At 40.0% G+C, this 1,826-nt stretch carries 1 pseudogene; it reads left to right on the top strand.

Annotation, left to right across the window (positions count from 1 at the left end):
* Positions 1 to 1,825, top strand: a pseudogene (locus J7R10_RS07995) (autotransporter outer membrane beta-barrel domain-containing protein); the annotation flags it as partial.
* Position 1,826 lies beyond the last annotated feature (1 nt).

The raw sequence follows: 1,826 nt of genomic DNA, 5'->3' as shown, positions 1-1,826 counted from the left end.
TCAATTTAACCAATGCAAAGCTTCACGTTAAAAATGGAATTGGAATTAGCGTAAATGAAGCAGCCCGTACTGTTAATCTTGGCAAAAAATCAGAAATCCGTGCCGATGTCTTATTAATAACCAAAGATTCAAAGAAAGCAAATAATTACGCTTTTATACTCAATGCTGATGACTCCGTATTAGAGGGCAGAACAAAAATTATAAACAGCCCTAAAACAACCTTTAATCTGAACAACAATACGCAATGGATCGTAAAAACCAGTACAACAGAACTCAATGATAACGGGAAACATCTTGATATCGCACAAAAATCTCGTTCTGATATTTCCACGCTTAATCTTGATAATAGCTCCATTGTTTTTAGCAAACCTACAGAAGAGCATTATCACACATTGCATATAGGTTCTGGAAAACCAGACACATCAGCAGTCTACAATGCAACAGGAGACGCACAAATTTACTTCAATGTAGCATGGAGTGATAGCATAGCAAGTTGCCGATCAAAAAACCGATAGGCTGCTCATCCATGGTGATGTCTCAGGCAACACAAAAGTTTATATCAAAAGCGATTTAGGAGACAGAAACAGCGTCATAAATGCTTTTGATCCTTCAAATATAAGTGGAATTTCACTTATCCAAGTTTCTGGAAAAGCACAAGAAGACTCTTTCAAACTCGTCAATGGCTATACCACAAGAAATGGTTCACCAGATATGTACACGCTGCGTGCCTATGGACCAGAATCAAGCCAAGGGAAAGCCAATATCGCGCAAAACCTCTTTGATGAAAAGAACAAAGATTTCTGGAATTTCCGTTTGCACAAGGAAATTCTTGAAACGGGTTCTGGTTCTAGCCCAAATGTGAACGCCCTTGTACCACAAACGGCAGGCTATATCGTCATGCCCAATGCTCTCTTCTATAGTGGATTGACTGATATGGCAAAGCAAAACGCGTTGTTAGTCAATATGAGAACATCTGTCTTGGGGAAAGAAGAAGAAAAAAACACCGGTTTCTTCCTTTACACCTACGGAAGCACAGGAACCTTATCCTCTGAACATGGTCCTCTCAAAATATGGTTATGGCACTGATCTTCGCTATGCTGCCCTACAAGCCGGTGTGACATTGGCAGCAATTGAGGGACAAAATTCCACAACACATTTCGGTCTTATTGCAACTTATGGACAACTGTCTTTCACTCCAAAAGATATGCAAGATGCAAGTAAGAACACATTGGACAAATGGTCCCTGACAGCCTATGGTGGCTTCCAGTATGACAATGGTTTCTATGTTGATACACTTTTATCTTATGGAATTCTTAAAGGCGATTTCACCAATGCCATCATTGGCAAAACCGCAAAATTGAAAAATGCCAAGATGTTGAGTATTTCCACCACTGTTGGCAAACAATTTGCAACCGGAACGGAAGGCTTAATATTTGAGCCGCAAGCACAACTTGCCTATCAACACTTGATGTTTAACACCATTACAGATGTCGATAATCTTACCATTGATATGAACAATCCTCATCAATGGATGATTCGTGGTGGTGGGCGTTTAACCAAAACCCTTTCCACTGAATACAACCGTCCTCTATCTTTCTATGGAAAAGTCAACTTGATCAAAACATTTGGTGATGATGGTACCATCCAGATTGGCAGAGACTTTGACCTTGATCCTATGGGAGCTGCAATTGAAGGCGGCGTTGGCATCAATGCGCAACTCTCCCATAATTTCTCTCTTCATGGTGATGTCAATTATCAACAAAAGCTTCAAAAAACCGGTATATCTGGAGCAAGTTTTTCTGGTGGAGTACGTTATCAGTTTTAAA

The organism is Bartonella vinsonii subsp. berkhoffii ATCC 51672 (assembly GCF_902825225.1).
GTDB lineage: Bacteria > Pseudomonadota > Alphaproteobacteria > Rhizobiales > Rhizobiaceae > Bartonella > Bartonella berkhoffii.
The sequence above is the reverse complement of the archived record's forward strand: the minus strand, read 5'-3'. Positions and strand labels throughout refer to the sequence as shown.